The organism is Candidatus Paraluminiphilus aquimaris, from assembly GCF_026230195.1.
Classification (GTDB): Bacteria; Pseudomonadota; Gammaproteobacteria; order Pseudomonadales; family Halieaceae; genus Luminiphilus; species Luminiphilus aquimaris.
On the sequence record NZ_CP036501.1, the window covers coordinates 1,484,814 to 1,499,054 of the forward strand.

Sequence of the window (14,241 nt, forward strand, 5' to 3'; positions counted from 1 at the left end):
CCCCCAACTTGAGCCCGTTTGTACACAGGCGTCTCGGCCTATTCTTGGTTAGCCGTATTAGTGTCAGTTTATTTAAACACAAATAATGTAAAAATTTATTTATTTTTTCGCGTGGGTAAGTCGAGGCGTATGCGATTGCGTATACATGACGTTGAGTAGGGAGTTATTCAAAATGTATCAATTAGATAGCGCTATCGATTGTGGGGGAGCGTATTTCCAGGGCCACTGCGGACACAATCTTTATTGGTACTTTGACACCCAGGGGACGGAGAGGCCGGTACTCTTCATTCACAGCATCAACGCTGCGCCTAGCGCGATTGAGTTGAAGCCGCTCTTTACCCATTTTAAGTCGTCGAGGTCCGTTTTTGCACCGGACTTGCCCGGTTTCGGGCGCTCGACCCGAAACATAGGTCACTTCACGCCCAAGGATTTTGCACGTGAAATTGCTGCCATGATGGAGGCCATACCGGGTGATGAACCGCCCGATGTCATTGCCCTCTCTCTCGGGTGTGAATTTGTGGCGCGAGCCATCACTGATTTTGGTGCGCGAGCACGAAGTCTCACGTTTATTTCTCCCTCAGGGTTTTCCGCGCGAAAACCACCCTCACAAAAAGCGCAAAAGCGATTGAAAGGGGTTCTAAATTTTGCGGGGCTTGGACGAAACGCATTCAAATTGCTGCGCACTGAGCGAAGTATTCGCTATTTTTACGGTATGAATTTTTCGGGTGTCATACCGAGTGAACTGGTGGACTACGCCTTAAAAACGACGAAAGCACCGGACGCCCATTCGATGCCGCTGCAGTTCCTATCGATGGGTTTGTTTACTCAAGACGCCGTGGACACCCTGTACAAGCGCTTAAATCTGCCTGTGCTAGTTATTTTTGATCGTGACCCAAACGTGTCATTTGAGCGCTTTGCGGACTTTAAAACGGATACTAACTGGCAATTTTCTCGCGTCACACCGAGTTTAGGTATGCCGCATTGGGAGCATCCGCAAGAGACCATTTCGGTGATCGAAACATTTTACGCCCAGTGCTAGACAGCGCGTCCAAGAATTTCACGGGCCGCCAGCGACCCTGAGAGCGTCGCCATGGGCACGCCCGGTCCGGGGTGAACACTTCCACCGGCCAAAAAGAGACCGCGCACCCGACTTTTCGCTGAAGCGCGGGTAAAGCTGGAAAACATACCGTGCGATGCGGCACCGTAAAGCGAACCGCCGCTTGCAGGGAAGCGCGCATGCCAATCGTCGGGGCCTGTCGCGACACAATTTTCTTCCTCGACTAAAATGTCGACTCCGCCACGCTTGATCACGTCCATCGCACGGTCTCGCTGCTGGCGCAATGTGTCAGGCGTCCATGTGCTGCGGTCGCCATCGGCTGGCGCGTTAACCAACACCAACAGTCGCTCACCCTCAGTCGATTTGCATTCCCCATTCACTCTGTCTTGAGCGCATACATAGACTGTGGGTTCAGCACAGATGCCGCGATGATCGAAGATGCTCGTAAACTCGCGTTCGTAATTTTCGGCAAAGAAGACGTTGTGATGATCGAGGTCGAGTCCCGATGTGCGAGCGCGCATGCACCATGTGATGGCCGATAACCCCCGTTCTTTGCGGCTGCGTGGCGCCGCTGCTTTACGAACACGGTCACCCAATAGACCGTCGTTTAAAGCGGCGGCGTCGCCATTAAAAATAACGACATCGGCTTTATAGGTCTCCCCTGACTTGAGCCGCACGCCAGACACACTGTGTGCATCACCCGTGATTTCCTCAACTGGGCTGTTGAAGTGGAAGTTGGCGCCGTTGTCGAGGGCGACCTCCGCCATCGCGTGGGCCAGTGCACGCATACCGCCCTCCACGCACCACACACCCTGGCGTTCAACATGGGCGATAAGCATAAGGGTCGAGGGTGTGAGCAGCGGCGATGAGCCGACATAAGTCGCATACCTACCGTAAAGCTGCCTCAGCCGAGGGTCACTAAAATAACGACTTAGCGCTTTCCATAAAGATTGATGAGGCGCGACGGCGAGCGCGTTCTTGCCGCCGTCCCTAAGTAGCCGATACCCCAGTTTTGCAGGGGAGGGTTGGGGGCAGGCCATAAAATTATCTTTTAACAGGTCGTGGATAATCTCGCCATGCTCACAAAATCGTCGATAGCCCTCGACATTTTCCTCGTCCGAGAAGCGGGCTATGGCGTCACTGGACAGGTCGATGTCGTGAAATAAATCGAGGTGACTGCCATCCGTCCACGCGTGTCTCGCTAAGCGACGACTCTCGGTGAGTGATACACAATCGTCGATGTGTCTGCCGCCGCGTTTAAACAATTCTTCAAAGACCCAGTGCATCGTAAACACGGTTGGACCACCGTCTATTCCAACCCCTCCCACGTCTCGCTGATGCATCTTACCGCCGGGTTCAGGGTGCGCTTCGAAAACGTCTACTTGCCAACCGGCTGCAGCGAGCTCGATAGCGCTTGAGAGTCCACCTGCACCTGCGCCAACAACAATGGCCCGCTTGCTCATCCGGTGGGCTGGATGCGGCGTTGCGGCGCCATGACAGCCCGCTGGTGATAAATGATGAGCGTGAGTCCTGTAACCAGAGGGATCGCCCACAGTCCGGGTGTGAGTGCAATTTCGGGCAGCAGTCTAACGGCGCCAAATGCGAAGAAGGCGGTGTAGACGGAAATGCCAGCACCGACCAGCGACTTGATATGTTCTTTAATTCGCGCCTTGGGTGTCAGTGGCTTTCGGTAGATGAACCAGAGGTTGGTGGCGACGGTTGCGAAGCCGACGAATGCGATCCCCATCATCATTGGCTGGTTAAGCTCGAAGCCTCTGACGAAGCAATTGGCGGAAGTGGCAGTCAGTACGGCTTGCGAGAGGAGGTTATGCCAGGCGGCATTTTTGTGGTGCGCACGTTTGTTGCGCATACAGAGCCAGCCATGCCATGCCAGATTGATCGTCAATGTGGCTAGATAAAGCATCATCCACCCGAATATCCCAGCAATGAGCTTTGGGTCGCTGAATAACGCATGGTCGGTGAGATGCGGATGAGTGCCGGTTGGGTCAGAAAGGGTTGTCAGAGATATACCTGTGGCGACGAGTCCTGTGGTCAGCATGCTAGTGATGAATATATTTCCAGCTTGCCTGTGAAGTAGGCCGCCCTTTTGACCTGCAATGGGAACCCAGACAGAGATAAGCCCTACGGTCCCCGTAATGATGTGCATGATCACCAGCGATTCAAAAATGCTATGGGTCGACAGGCCCATGTTGGCGCTCCATACTGTGCATAGTGTCAATACTATTGGATAGTTTCCGTGGATGAAACACTTTACATACCGCCAAAGCCAAACTCTCTGCCCGCGGTCATTGCGCTAATCCGGTCGTTGTGGAAGGGAGACGGCAATTTGTTGGAGCTCCTTCCCGCTGAGGCTTACCACTTCGATATCGGGCATCTTGGTCGTTCTCGGCGGGGAACCGTGCTCTTTAACCGCCCCTCGGCAGTCAAAGAAATTATGCGCGACGAACAAGGCGTCTTTCCTAAGAGCGATTTAATGGTGGGGGCGCTTGATCCACTTATTGGCGAGAGCATGTTTGTGACAGACGGTCCTAAATGGCGTCGTCAGCGTGCAATGATCGACCCCGCATTCAGTTTGATGCGCTTGAACATCGCGTACGGTGCAATGTGCGCCGCGACAAATGACCATGTTGCCGCGATCAGTGAGCTGGCAGATTCAGGAGAATCCTTTTCATTGGATTTGGCGATGAGTCACCTAACGGCAGACGTTATCTGTCGCACGGTATTTTCAACACCACTGGCCTCGAATGTCGCCAAAGAGGTTTTCGAGGACTTCACGCTCTTTGAAAAATCAGTGGCGCAGGTCGACATACTCGGAATGATCTTGAAGCCGGCTTGGTCGGAGATAAAACAAACCCCTGAAGTCCTTGGGGCATGTGAGCGAATCAGACATCACATTGGGTCGTTGATTGATACCCATTTAAATGCGGCGGAGGGTGAGTTCAATGATATCGCCTCAGCCGTAATCGAAGCGAAAGATAAAGATACAGGATTACCCTTCAGTCGCGATGAGTTGATCGATCAGTTGGGTGTTTTTTTTCTTGCAGGTCACGAGACCACGGCAAGCGCGCTGACCTGGGTCTTTTACATGTTGGCCGAGCGACCCCAGTGGCTCGCGCGATTACGCGAAGAGATTGATCCCTACATGAGTGAGGGTGATCTGTCTTTTGAAGCCACGAAGAAGTTGCCGTTGACGCGGGCGTTTTTCAAAGAGGCGCTGAGGCTTTATCCGCCCATCACCTTTGTCCCGCGTGTCGCCCTTGAAAAGGTGGAGATTGAAGGTAAGCGACTGCCCAAGGGAGCTCTGGTAATGATCGCGCCCTGGACCTTACAGCGTCACAGCAAATACTGGGAAGACCCCCACGCTTTCAAGCCCGAGCGGTTTCTACCTGAGAATGAAAAAAACCTCACTCAGGGGGCCTATATACCGTTTGGCCAGGGCCCCCACCTTTGTGTCGGTGCGGGTTTTGCACAAGTTGAGAGCCTGCTCATTATGTCGCAACTTGTGAGTAAATTTGATTTTGAGCTCGTCCCAGACCAAACCGTTGTACCAGCCGCCAGACTGACAACGCGACCTGCAGAGCAGGTCATGATGCATGTACGCCATCGGACATAGCGACGTGTCTTGCTAGCGCTTGGGAAAGCTTTTTATCGAATTGCGTGACATCGCCGTTGCAGGCACCGAGTTCATCATCGTTAAGCAATGTACGGTAGCCACCAGCTGAGTCTTTTAGTACGACGCACGGCAGTTGGCTGGACAGTGTCGTCCTCGTTTTACTGTCCAAATCGTTGCGGTGTATCCACTCGATGTCGGGACGTGTTTCACAGTATTGGTGCCAGTTCTTTTTTCCAAAGGGGTTCAACCCATGCGAGATATCGCACAGCGAGCACTGGCGCGTACCCGTGACTTTGCCTATGGCATAGGCAATTTCGCCAAGCACAGTAAAGTCCGCATCGTATATAGCCAAAATTTGATCAGTCACAGAAAGCTTACGCGTTCCTCAGCGTGTCAGATCGTAGGTCAGGTCCATCGTGGCTCCATCCTGGCGCCTTGAAAATATAACCCAGCTTGTCGCACCACGTGGCTGCTCGACGAAAATCGCGCCACATAGCACCGTACTCGCCAAACGCCACGCGCATGACTTTGTGAGTCTCGATGTTCTTCGTAAGACCGTACCGTACGGGCTCCTCCGGTACTTCCTCAGAAAAGGTACCGAATAGCCGATCCCAGATGATGAGCGTCGCACCGTGATTACGGTCGAGATAGCGTATGTTTGACCCGTGGTGTACGCGGTGGTGCGAGGGCGTGTTGAAGATGAACTCGATGGGTCTTGGAAACTTGTAGAACGCCTCTGTGTGGAGCCAGTACTGATAGATCAGGCTCACGCTCAGCATGGTAACAATCATGGCGGGGTGAAAGCCCATGGCAGCTAGCGGGAGCCAGAACGGGTACTTCAAGATGCGCTCACCAACACCTTGTCTCAGCGCTGTGCCCAGATTGTAGTACTGGGAACTGTGGTGAGAGACATGACCTGCCCAGAGTAGGCGGACTTCATGGTTGCCCCGGTGAAAACAGTAATAGGTTAGATCATCGAGAAAAAACAGTAACACCCACCAGTACCAGCTGGTGTCGACAAGCCCCTTCAAGGGTGCGCGCGAATAGACCGCGAACATTAAACCAATACCGATAGCTTTCGGAATCAAGTCGACAAAAACGGTGAGCAACATGACACGCATGCTCGTCCAAAAGTCGACTGACTCGTAATGCTTCGTAGTGACGTTGTAGGCCCACAGAACCTCAAGGGCAAGCGCGCCAAAGAAAAATGGCAGGGCCATCATGACCCAGTCGTCTTGCATAACCGCCATTACTTGGTCCATCTCTTCTGCCCCCAGAATGTATATGTGGTTATCGTTCGCGGATTAGTCGTTGCACTGAGTGTAATCGAAAATTTAGAGTGTAGGCACAGCGTATTCCTGACAAAAGCTGAAATAACAACGAGGAAGCAACATGGCTGATTTACTCAAGATGTCTGCGGATATCATCGATGGACGCACTGATATAAGCGAAACCGGGCCGATTAATCGCATAAATCATCAGCTATCGGAGCTGTCCTCAGAGGTGGCTGTGGTTGAGGCCTTTTCGCATTCCATCGTGTTCAAAACAGATGATGGACTGGTGACCTTTGACACATCGAATGAGCATGGCGGCACAAAGTGTGTCCACGCCATTCAGTCGTGGACGCGCGATCCCTTTAATACGGTGGTCTTCACGCACGGGCACATTGACCACGTGGGCGGATGTGGCGCATTTTGCGCGGCCTATGAAGGGCGTAAACCTACGATCGTAGGGCACGAGAATGTAGCTGCACGCTTTGATCGCTACCGAATGACAAATGGGTATAACCATGTCATCAACGAGCGGCAGTTTGGTCAGTTCAAGAAAAAAGGATACGACCTTGCTGGACAGTCTCACTTTTTGCCAATCGATACGCCAGCGCCCGACGTTACCTACAAAAATGACCTGGCAATGTCCGTAGGCGGGCTCGAGATTCAGCTTAACCACGCAAAAGGTGAGACCGACGACCATACCTGGGCCTGGATTCCCAAGCACAAAGCGATTTGCGCTGGTGACTTTTTCATTTGGGCGTTTCCCAACGCCGGTAATCCTCAGAAAGCACAGCGATACCCAAAGGAGTGGGCCGCCGCATTGAGGGATATGGCCTCTCGGGATGCAGAGCTCTTTTTACCGGCACACGGCTTACCCATCGAGGGTAAGGATCGCATTAAACAAGTGTTAAACGAGGTTGCCACGGTTCTGGAGACCATGGTCAGTCAAACGCTGGCGTTAATGAACGAAGGGGCCTCGTTGAACGATATTATCCATGCGGTGCAGGTTGCGCCGGAGTTACTGGCAAAGCCGTACTTGGGCCCCACCTATGACGAGCCAGAGTTTGTAGTCAGAAATATTTGGCGTTTATACGGCGGCTGGTATGAAGGCAATCCCGCCAATCTGAAGCCTGCCCGCGATGCAGCGGTTGCGGCGGAGCTTGCGAAACTCTCCGGTGGTGCGCTCAAGCTGGCGCAGCGTGCGCGAGAGATAGCTGAGACCGACACGAGACTAGCCTGTCATCTGGCGGAATTTGCGGCGCAAGCGGAACCAGAAAATAAAGCCGTTCATCATTTACGCGCGGAGGTGTATCAGAAGCGTCGTGAGGGCGAAACATCACTGATGGCGAAGGGTATTTTCGGTACGGCAGCAAACCAGTCGAAGCAGCAGTGTGATTCAGACTAGACCTGACTGGTACTCACAGGTACTTGCCGGCGCCACGCGCCGCCTTTCATCGAGGCCGTTACGATAGCGGAGTAGGCAAACATCCCCCCGACCGCGCCGATAAACACCCCTGTCATACCCATGTCCATAGGACCGAGTAAAAAGAATGCCAGGCCAATCGCTACTACCGGGCGGGCGATCAAGGCTGCGACAGGGCCCCGCATGGCACCCGCCCCCTGCGAGGCGAAGTAGAGCGCCCAACCAACACCATGGATGGCGAGACAAGGGCCGACGATTTGAATGAATCCTTTGGCCGTTTTATAGACCATCGGATCATCGGTGAAAATGGGTATCCAGACGTGGGGGAAAACCGCAAGTAACGTGCCGATAACACCCCCTAAGATGAAGGACATACCTGCGCCAGTCCAACCAATTTCTTCCGCACGATCGGCGTTCTTGGCGCCAATACTCATACCCACCAGCGATGTCATTGTCGCTCCAATGCCAAAAATGAGCGATGACATTAAGAACTCGATGCGTGAGCCAATCCCATAGCCAGCGAGAGCCTCCTCACCGAATTGTCCCACCAGTCCGGTGAGCACCAAAATAGTGGTGACGGTTGAAATGGGGGACAGTGACGCGGGCAAGGCGACACGACCAATGTCCTGAAAGTGGTGCCGCTGAAGCTTTAAGCGAGAGAGTCGCAGGTTCGCGGGCAATTTTGCCTTTACGAGACGCGTAAGGATGACGATAGCCATGACAGCGCTCGTTGCTATGACGGACACCGCCGCGCCAAATAAACCGAGCTTCGGTGCCCCAAAGTAACCCAGGATCAAGGCACCCGAGAATGGGACTTGTATCAGCGATGCGACAATCATCATTCGAGCGGGGTAGCGCATGTCCCCTAGGCCTCGAAAAATGGAGCTTGCCACGCCCATCATCCAGATCGTGACGCTGCCTCCGAACAACATGGCGCTGTAGGCAAAGGCCAGATCGAGGATTTCGCCGGTGCCGCCCAGCAGAGATAAAAAGAACTTTCCTGAAATCAAAAATGCGATGAGCAATATGATTGGCCCCACCACAGCTAAGATCAGCCCATGCCACATTAACTCCTCAGCGCGCTCTTGATGGCCGGCCCCTAAAGCCCGTGCGATTGCTGATGAGACGGCGTTCCCCAATGCGCCCACTGACAACATCTGCATAAGCATCAGCATTGGGAAAACCAAAGCCATGGCTGCAAGTGGGGTGCTCCCGAGCTGACCTACGTACCAGACCTCGGTCAAACTCACCGTCGATTGCACAATAAAAGCGACGCTGCTCGGTAGCGATAGTTTCGTAAGCAGGGGGAGTGCTGGTGCCGTGAGTAGGTATTGAGTGCGCTGGTCCATCCACGCATTAGCTATGAACTTGGTCTGCGGCACAAGTCTTTTCGAAGTTTAGTCAGCTTATGGCGATCGCAAACAGACATCCCATTTGTTTGACGGGGTTTTGCGAGAAGTACGCGAGGCATGCTCAGAATTTAAAAAACATACTCAAAGTTCAAATTTATCGCCGTAAATTATCGATTTTCCTGTCGAGTTTTGGCACTGTGTACGACCGAAAAATGATGAAACCTCACTCAGTTGGAGACTCTCTATGCCACACGCAGCTTATATATTTGATGCGATTCGCACGCCGCGGAGTAAAGGAAAAAAAGACGGTACGCTTCACGAAGTAAAGCCCGTGGATCTGGGGGCGGGCTTGCTGCGGGAGCTTCAATCACGTCAGGACCTCGATACGAGTTATGTGGATGATGTCGTTATGGGGTGTGTGACACCTGTCGGCGAGCAAGGATCTGACATCACAAAAATGATCGTTCAAAACGCTGACTGGGATGAGTCCGTTCCCGGCGTTCAGCTGGACCGGTTTTGTGCGTCTGGGCTTGAGGCAGTCAACACGGCAGCGCAGAAAGTTGCGTCAGGCTGGGATGATCTGGTGGTCGCCGGCGGCATCGAGTGTATGTCTCGCGTGCCTATGGGTTCCAATGGCGGTGCCATGGCCAGTGATCCCGCGTTTGCACTGAAGACGGGTTTTGTTCCGCAAGGCATTGGTGCCGATATGATTGCCACCATTGACGGGTACAGCCGTGAAGATGTCGACGCGTACGCAGTAGAGTCACAGCGAAGAGCTGCACACGCACGTGATAGTGGCTGGTTCGACAGATCAGTTGTGCCGGTTAAAGACGCATCGGGCATCACTATTTTAGAGCGCGACGACTTTATCAAAGCGGACACCACGATGGAGGGTTTGGCAAGACTCAAGCCTTCGTTTGAAATGCCCGGGCAGATGGGCTTCGACGACGTGATCCTTGCGAAGTACAACGAATACAGCAAAGTAGAGCACGTGCATACACCGGGCAATTCCTCGGGCATTGTGGATGGCTCTAGCGCCGTTCTGATTGGCAGTGAAAAAGCCGGAAACGATTTGGGCCTTACGCCCCGAGCTCGGGTCGTTGCAACGACTGTCTTATCGACGGACCCCATCATTATGCTGACCGGGCCGGGGCCCGCCGCAAAGAAGTGCCTGAAGAAAGCAGGCCTTACGCCAGATGATATTGATCTGTGGGAGATAAACGAGGCCTTTGCATCAGTGGCACTTCGCTATATGAAGGATCTCGGAATCAGCCACGAGATAACAAATGTTGTCGGTGGCGCTATTGCAATGGGACACCCACTGGGGGCAACAGGTGGCTGTCTGGTCAGTGCCATGGTTGATGAGCTTGAACGTCGTGATTTAAAGCGCGCCATGCTCTCACTCTGTGTTGGCGGTGGTATGGGTATTTCGACAATCATCGAACGGGTTTAAGCGGTAACAGGAGTTTTACGAAATGAGTTTCCATTACGAAAAAGACAGCAACCACGTCGTCACCGTCACCATGGACATGGACGGTCCAGTCAATTCGATGAGCGACGCCTTTCTGCCGCTTTTTGAAGCAACGCTCGATAGGTTAGAAGCTGAGACAGAACTGGCAGGGGTTGTTTTGACGTCGGGCAAATCTACTTTTTTTGCCGGCGGTGATCTGAATATGCTGTGTGAGGTCACCGAAGAGACCGTTGAAGATTTTTTCAACGGAATGTGCGCAACCAAGGCCGCTATGCGTCGGCTGGAGAAGTTAGATGCGCCGGTATGTGCCGCTATCAATGGTGCCGCTTTGGGCGGTGGCCTTGAGCTTGCGCTGTCATGTCATCACCGGATTGCGTGGAACCATCGCAGCGTGCAGCTTGGCTTTCCTGAAGTCACTCTGGGTCTTCTTCCCGGTGGTGGCGGTAACGTCAAGGCGGTTTACCTCATGGGGCTCATGGCGGCAAACGAATATATCGTTGAGGGCAAGCGTGTTGCGCCTGAAAAGGCATTGGGGTCGGGTTTGATTGACGCCGTTGTCGATACCAAGGACGAACTGCTTACTGTCGCCAAGCAATGGGTGCTGGATAACAAAGATGATGAGGCGGCGCGAACTCAGCCATGGGACACAAAGGGTTACAAGATCCCCGGCGGTAATATTCGTAATCCCCAAGTTGCCCAGATGGTGACCATGGGTGCACCCATGATTCGAAAGAATACGCGCGGTCTGCTTCCCGCTCCCGAAAAGATTTTTGACGTGGCTGTGCAGGCGCTTACGGTCGATTTTGAAACGGCGATGCGTATTGAGAGCCGGGGTCTGGCCGAGCTTGCGCTTACGCCCCAAGCTAAGAACATGATCAATACGTTCTTCTTCCAGATGAACAAGATCAATGGTGGTGCCTCGCGTCCCAAAGACGTTCCCCCACAAAAAACCGAGAAGGTTGGTGTGCTGGGCGCGGGTATGATGGGGCAGGGGATCGCTTATTCCTCTGCCATGGTGGGGATTCAGGTCGTGCTTAAAGACATTAGTCTGGAAGCCGCAGAAAAGGGTAAGGCGTACACAGAAGCGCTGCTTCAAAAGCGAGTCGACAAAGGTCGAATGACTACGGAGAAGATGACAGAAGTCTTGTCCTTGATTCACCCAACGGCCTCGGATGAGGACCTCGATGGTTGCGATCTAATTATCGAAGCCGTGTTTGAGAACATGAAGCTCAAACACCAAATGACACGTGATCTCGAGCCTCGTCTCGCAGAGGGAGGTATTTGGGGTTCAAATACGTCTACGCTGCCTATTACCCAGCTTGCTGAGGCGAGCCAAAACCCCCAAAACTTCGTCGGAATTCATTTCTTTTCTCCGGTCGACAAGATGCCGCTGGTTGAGATCATCGTGGGTGAGAAAACAGGCGATGTCGCGCTTGCGAAGGCTTTCGATTACACCAAGCAGATCAAAAAGACGCCCATTGTGGTCAACGATTCGCTTGGTTTCTTCACTTCACGCACCTTTGGCACTTACCTCGATGAGGGGGTGCGGATGCTTGTGGAGGGTGTGAAACCTGTCCGTATCGATAACCTCGGTAAAGCAGTCGGAATGCCCGTGGGACCGCTTACAGTCTACGACGAGGTCAGTCTTGAGTTATCTCGCAAAGCACAAGAGACATGGAAAGAGATGGGCCTTGTTATTGACGGAGACGATCGCTCTATTACCGCGGGTGTTGTTGATACGATGATCGGTGAGCACGCCCGCGGCGGCCGTTATCACGGTGGAGGGTTCTACGAGTACGGTGCTGACGGGTCTAAAGAGGTCTGGTCAGGACTTGAAGCGCTTTACGGTAAAGAGGGTGTCGAGATCTCAGATCAAGACGTCAAAGAGCGTTTGCTGTTCCGTCAGGTGATTGAGGCCCTCAAGTGCTTGGAAACGGGTGTGCTGCGCAGCGTGGCTGACGGTAATATCGGTTCTATCATGGGGATCGGCGCCCCTGCGTGGACCGGTGGCCTTTTACAGTTCGTCAACACGTTTGGGCTACAAAACTTCATTGATCGGTGTGCGCAGCTGAGTGCCGCGTACGGTGAACGCTTTGATGCTCCAGCCATCGTGGCTGAGAAACTGGCGGCGGGGGAAACCTTCGCTTAAGGCGATCTACTTCTTTTTGAGGGCGCTTCGTGCGCCCTTTTTTGTATTTGCGCTTGATGCGTATTTACGTGGGCAAGCGAGTCGAGACAGTGTTAAATGGGGGCACAATCAAAGGAGAACAATAACAATGCGTTTTGCCGTAACCCTCGGCCGATTTTTGCTCGGTCTGTATTTTTTCCTTCCCGGTATTTCCAAAGTAACGGGCTACGCTGACACCCTAAGTTACATGGCGCTTCACAACATACCGGCTCCAGACTTGCTTCTCCCGATTACTATCGTTCTTCAAATCGGCGGTGGGGTAATGTTGATGATTGGAATGCGCGTTAGCCAGGTGGCTTTGATGTTCGCGGGTATGACCTTGATTATTAATCTCGGTATGCACGACTTTTGGAATGTCTATGAAGGTGTAAGCCAGGCGCATGAGACGCAGAATTTCGTTAAGAATCTGGCGATTTTTGCGGGTTTGCTTGTGATGAGCGGCGCCGAGGACCTACCTCAGCACCGCTTGTTGAGTCATAAATAATCGCGTGAGGCTCAGGCGCCCAAGTTGAAGGTGAGCCCAGCGTTAGCAACTAGACGCTCAATCAGTTTCTCACCCATCGCGGGCGCTGGTGTGTAAACACCCCCTGGCAGATCAGTACAGTCCTGCACGATGCAGAGCGCACTCTCAGCGATCATCTTAGAGGTCGAGCCGTAACCGGGGTCCATATCGCCGGTTACTGTGGCTTCCATCCGATTACCGTTCGCGTTGGTGCCGACAAACAGCACGTCGTAATGGCCCGCCTCGCGACTCTCTTTGGAGGGTCCCTCTCCGGGTTTGGGTACATCATCACCCTCAAGCGGGTTGCTACTCGCCACCATACTGGCAGCGGCTGCCCCCTGCTCACCGGGACCTGTCACCATCATCTCGTCGTACTGGAAGTCTTCGCCGTAAAGGTGGTTTAGCAGTGCGTTGGAGCGATGAACATTCTTGGTATTGATCGGCGCCATGATGAAAGGTGCGACCCATGAACCGATTGCATCGTCCTCGTAGGGCTTCGCATCGGAAGGCTGCTCAGGACCTTGAAATCCGTTGGCGAGCGAGAAGGGGTTTGCCAGTACTTTTAGCAACCCTGGATTAGTTTTCAGAGCCGCCATAGTGGCGCCCAAGGACGCTGCGGTACCACCTGAGAACTCACCGTTCATTGCGCGAACACGACCACGAATGCGGTTCATAGGGGCGCCAGTCTGACCGATTGACGCTTTTTGGAGGAAGTAGACACCGAGATCAAAAGGTATCGAGTCAAAGCCGCAGCTATGGACAATGCGTGCACCTGACGTGCGAGCTGTCTCGTCGTGGGCGGCGATCATCTCGTGCATCCAACCGGGTTCTCCAGATAGATCGACGTAATGCGTACCTTCCTCTGCGCAGAGTCTGACCAACTCCGAGCCGAAGAGCTGATAGGGCCCGACGGTTGTGCAGATGCACGAAGCGCGCTTAACCATATCGCGCAGAGACTCCTCGTTGCCCGCATCAGCGGTTACAAGCGGTATGTCGGTTGATACGCCAATCAGCTCACGTACTTCTGCGAGCTTGGCCTCACTTCTACCGGCCATTGCCCATGGCACACTCGTGCCGTAGGTCTTTCCCATGTACTCGGCCACTAACCGCCCAGTAAATCCACTTGCACCATAGACGATAACGTCGAACTCTCTGCTCATAATTCATCCAGTTTAGGGGTAATAATTAGAAGGCCCGAGAATACAGGTTCGTTATCAACTGTCCAGCGCAAGGCTGATATTGCGCAACCGTCCCAAGACTGAGCGGAAGCGGGCGATACAAACGGGCGGAGCGACGGGAATATGCTGTGATAACGTAGAACATGAACTTAACGCGTGTGGATT

12 protein-coding genes are annotated in these 14,241 nt (G+C 53.3%); 6 read left to right on the forward strand and 6 right to left on the reverse strand.

What is annotated here, in order from left to right; genetic code table 11:
* Positions 1–172: 172 nt before the first annotated feature.
* Entirely contained in the window at positions 173–1,039 is an 867-nt protein-coding gene (locus tag E0F26_RS06885) for an alpha/beta fold hydrolase (protein WP_279240929.1), read from the forward strand.
* Here the strand turns inward: E0F26_RS06885 and crtD are convergent.
* A complete protein-coding gene (gene crtD, locus E0F26_RS06890) occupies positions 1,036–2,520 on the reverse strand; it encodes a 1-hydroxycarotenoid 3,4-desaturase CrtD (protein WP_279240930.1) in 1,485 nt (494 codons plus the stop codon). The two genes, E0F26_RS06885 and crtD, sit on opposite strands and share 4 nt — an antisense overlap.
* Positions 2,517–3,266 (reverse strand): hypothetical protein, encoded by a 750-nt coding sequence (locus tag E0F26_RS06895; RefSeq protein WP_279240931.1) that lies wholly within the window; start codon positions 3,264–3,266, stop codon positions 2,517–2,519. The genes crtD and E0F26_RS06895 overlap by 4 nt, the downstream gene beginning before the upstream one ends.
* Before the next feature lie 48 nt (positions 3,267–3,314).
* Here E0F26_RS06895 and E0F26_RS06900 point away from each other — a divergent pair, with 48 nt between their 5' ends.
* Positions 3,315–4,691 (forward strand): cytochrome P450, encoded by a 1,377-nt coding sequence (locus E0F26_RS06900; RefSeq protein ID WP_279240932.1) that lies wholly within the window; start codon positions 3,315–3,317, stop codon positions 4,689–4,691.
* Here E0F26_RS06900 and E0F26_RS06905 read toward each other — a convergent pair.
* Both E0F26_RS06905 and E0F26_RS06910 read right to left on the reverse strand, forming a co-directional pair.
* Positions 4,663–5,058, reverse strand: coding sequence for a hypothetical protein (locus E0F26_RS06905; protein ID WP_279240933.1), 396 nt, complete (start codon positions 5,056–5,058; stop codon positions 4,663–4,665). The two genes, E0F26_RS06900 and E0F26_RS06905, sit on opposite strands and share 29 nt — an antisense overlap.
* Positions 5,059–5,065: 7 nt before the next feature.
* Positions 5,066–5,953, reverse strand: coding sequence for a sterol desaturase family protein (locus E0F26_RS06910; RefSeq protein WP_279240934.1), 888 nt, complete (start codon positions 5,951–5,953; stop codon positions 5,066–5,068).
* A 130-nt stretch (positions 5,954–6,083) separates the two neighbouring features.
* Here E0F26_RS06910 and E0F26_RS06915 point away from each other — a divergent pair, with 130 nt between their 5' ends.
* Entirely contained in the window at positions 6,084–7,367 is a 1,284-nt protein-coding gene (locus tag E0F26_RS06915; RefSeq protein ID WP_279240935.1) for an alkyl sulfatase dimerization domain-containing protein, read from the forward strand.
* On the opposite strand, the gene E0F26_RS06920 is transcribed toward E0F26_RS06915, so the two are convergent.
* Complete coding sequence (locus E0F26_RS06920) at positions 7,364–8,767, reverse strand: MATE family efflux transporter (RefSeq protein ID WP_279240936.1); 1,404 nt, start codon at positions 8,765–8,767, stop codon at positions 7,364–7,366. The genes E0F26_RS06915 and E0F26_RS06920 overlap by 4 nt on opposite strands.
* 214 nt (positions 8,768–8,981) lie before the next feature.
* Between E0F26_RS06920 and E0F26_RS06925 the strand changes: the two genes are divergently transcribed.
* The 3 genes from E0F26_RS06925 to E0F26_RS06935 all read left to right on the forward strand — a co-directional run bounded on the left by E0F26_RS06925 (position 8,982) and on the right by E0F26_RS06935 (position 12,880).
* A complete protein-coding gene (locus tag E0F26_RS06925) occupies positions 8,982–10,190 on the forward strand; it encodes an acetyl-CoA C-acetyltransferase (RefSeq protein WP_279240937.1) in 1,209 nt (402 codons plus the stop codon).
* A 22-nt stretch (positions 10,191–10,212) separates the two neighbouring features.
* On the forward strand, positions 10,213–12,357 hold the full coding sequence (locus E0F26_RS06930; RefSeq protein WP_279240938.1) for a 3-hydroxyacyl-CoA dehydrogenase NAD-binding domain-containing protein: 2,145 nt from the start codon (positions 10,213–10,215) through the stop codon (positions 12,355–12,357).
* 127 nt (positions 12,358–12,484) lie between these two features.
* Positions 12,485–12,880, forward strand: coding sequence for a DoxX family protein (locus E0F26_RS06935; protein ID WP_279240939.1), 396 nt, complete (start codon positions 12,485–12,487; stop codon positions 12,878–12,880).
* A gap of 11 nt (positions 12,881–12,891) precedes the next feature.
* Here E0F26_RS06935 and E0F26_RS06940 read toward each other — a convergent pair whose 3' ends face one another.
* On the reverse strand, positions 12,892–14,058 hold the full coding sequence (locus E0F26_RS06940; protein ID WP_279240940.1) for a saccharopine dehydrogenase family protein: 1,167 nt from the start codon (positions 14,056–14,058) through the stop codon (positions 12,892–12,894).
* Positions 14,059–14,241 lie beyond the last annotated feature (183 nt).

Bases quoted from the DNA above. Each gene is read 5' to 3' on its own strand.
- E0F26_RS06885 (WP_279240929.1), top strand. From the start codon at position 173: ATGTATCAATTAGATAGCGCTATCGATTGTGGGGGAGCGTATTTCCAG.
- crtD (WP_279240930.1), bottom strand. From the start codon at position 2,520: ATGAGCAAGCGGGCCATTGTTGTTGGCGCAGGTGCAGGTGGACTCTCA.
- E0F26_RS06895 (WP_279240931.1), bottom strand. From the start codon at position 3,266: ATGGGCCTGTCGACCCATAGCATTTTTGAATCGCTGGTGATCATGCAC.
- E0F26_RS06910 (WP_279240934.1), bottom strand. From the start codon at position 5,953: ATGGACCAAGTAATGGCGGTTATGCAAGACGACTGGGTCATGATGGCC.
- E0F26_RS06915 (WP_279240935.1), top strand. From the start codon at position 6,084: ATGGCTGATTTACTCAAGATGTCTGCGGATATCATCGATGGACGCACT.
- E0F26_RS06925 (WP_279240937.1), top strand. From the start codon at position 8,982: ATGCCACACGCAGCTTATATATTTGATGCGATTCGCACGCCGCGGAGT.
- E0F26_RS06930 (WP_279240938.1), top strand. From the start codon at position 10,213: ATGAGTTTCCATTACGAAAAAGACAGCAACCACGTCGTCACCGTCACC.
- E0F26_RS06935 (WP_279240939.1), top strand. From the start codon at position 12,485: ATGCGTTTTGCCGTAACCCTCGGCCGATTTTTGCTCGGTCTGTATTTT.
- E0F26_RS06940 (WP_279240940.1), bottom strand. From the start codon at position 14,058: ATGAGCAGAGAGTTCGACGTTATCGTCTATGGTGCAAGTGGATTTACT.